Origin of the sequence: Delftia sp. DT-2 (genome assembly GCF_028401915.1) — a bacterium.
GTDB classification, from domain to species: Bacteria; Pseudomonadota; Gammaproteobacteria; order Burkholderiales; family Burkholderiaceae_C; genus Comamonas; species Comamonas tsuruhatensis.
Map to the genome: position 1 here is coordinate 1 of NZ_JAQOTI010000050.1, position 1,727 is coordinate 1,727.

The 1,727-nt window shown below is 59.1% G+C and carries 2 protein-coding genes and 1 pseudogene; all 3 read left to right on the top strand.

Features of this window, described 5'->3' with window-relative positions; genetic code table 11:
* Positions 1–79 precede the first annotated feature (79 nt).
* Positions 80–1,087, top strand: a pseudogene (locus tag PO605_RS30710) (ArsO family NAD(P)H-dependent flavin-containing monooxygenase); the annotation flags it as partial.
* A 56-nt stretch (positions 1,088–1,143) separates the two neighbouring features.
* A complete protein-coding gene (locus PO605_RS30715; RefSeq protein WP_046986829.1) occupies positions 1,144–1,494 on the top strand; it encodes an ArsR/SmtB family transcription factor in 351 nt (116 codons plus the stop codon).
* Positions 1,495–1,517: 23 nt separating this feature from the next.
* The gene (locus tag PO605_RS30720; RefSeq protein WP_272207340.1) at positions 1,518–1,679 is read left to right on the top strand and encodes an FAD-dependent oxidoreductase; all 162 of its coding nucleotides are present in this window, start codon (positions 1,518–1,520) and stop codon (positions 1,677–1,679) included.
* Positions 1,680–1,727 lie beyond the last annotated feature (48 nt).

A 1,727-nucleotide genomic window follows, 5' to 3' on the forward strand; every position in this document is an offset into this window, starting at 1 on the left:
GCAGGCCATGAAAGATTGGTACCAGACCCACCCGCACCTGTTTCACAAGCGACCATATGATCGTACGGGATGCGACACCTACTTCCTGAGGCGCACAAACCGCTCAGTGCTGATCTTGGACGCCGAGGATGCAGGTGGAGGAGCCTGGCAGCATGGCTGGGACTCTCTGCGCCTGTTCTCTCCTGCAAATTGGAGCTCCATTGCTGGCTGGCCCATGCCTAGCTCCGGGGAGCAGTACCCAAGCCGCAACCAGGTTATTTGCTACCTGCGGCAGTACGAAGCCCGCTACAACCTCTCGGTACAGCGGCCTGTGCTGGTGACGGCGGTGGAGCGTAGAGACCACGGATTTGCCGTAAAGGCAGGTGACCGGTCGTGGGATGCGCGCGTGGTGGTGAGTGCCACAGGGACTTGGCGCAACCCGTTTATTCCGGAACTCGAAGGTCGGTCCACGTTTGGCGGTCTCCAGGTTCACTCCGCACATTACGTATCGCCCAGCGCATTTCAAGGACTGCGAGTCATGGTGGTCGGCGGTGGCAACTCGGGTGCGCAGATCTTGGCCGAGGTTTCGCAGGTTGCTGCGTCCACTACCTGGGCCACCTTGAGCCCGCCTGCCTTTCTGGCAGACGATGTGGATGGAAGAGTACTCTTTGAACGCGCAACTGCACGGTGGCTGGCAATCCAAGAAGGCCGTGACCCGACAGACTTGCCAGGGGGATTTGGTGATGTCGTCATGGTACCCCCTGTCGTGGATGCCCGCGCACGTGGCGTGCTTCATGCCGTAGGAGCATTTGGGAGGCTGACAGCTGAAGGCGCACAGTGGGCGGACGGCACCAGCCGCACGTTTGACGCCATCTTGTGGTGTACCGGGTTTAAGCCCGCACTCCAACATCTGGAGTCTCTTGGCGTGGTGGCCGATAACAAAGTCACCGTAGACGGGACACGTGCGCGCGATGTGCCAGGCCTCTGGCTGGTCGGCTACGGCGAATGGACCGGGCCCGCATCTGCCACTCTCATAGGTGTCATGCGCACCGCGCGCTCCACTGCAACCGAGATTGACCAGTACCTTGCTGCCCAAGTGCCAGCGTAGGCACCGCTGGGTGCGTCGGTTTACATGTGCATGTAAATACACGTATTATTCGGCACATGACTACCTCGCCTCTCAACCGCACGCATGCCATTGACGCCGCCATCGGGTCCTTGGAAAGCAGCTTTTTCAAGGCGCTTTGCGAGCCTGCCCGGATTGCAGTGCTCAAGCGCGTGATGCAACTAGGGAGCGCTGATGTAACGGAGATCGCTGCCGAGTTGCCCCAGGAGCGCTCTGTGGTTTCTCGCCATCTGCAGATACTGTCTGAGGCTGGCATCGTGCGCGCGCAGAAGTCAGGCCGACAGATGTTTTATGAGGTGGACGGTCCCTCAATCATCCAGCGGCTGGAGGACATGCTTTCACACACCAAGGGCATTGCAGCTCACTGCTGTCCTGGCAATCAGCGGTAGTTTTTTTCATCTTATATGTGTATATGTGCGCACAAACGAACATAAATAACTTCGAAGTGATCGTGATCGGTGGCGGCCAGGCTGGCATGGCGTGCGGGTGGCACCTACAACGCCAAGGGCGTGACTTTGTAATCCTGGATGCGCAAGACAGGCCTGGAGGGGTCTCCTCGTTTTCAGTGCAATAAGTGACGGTACGCAAAGCTAGCACTGGCGCGGGGGTGGTCTGGGTAGAC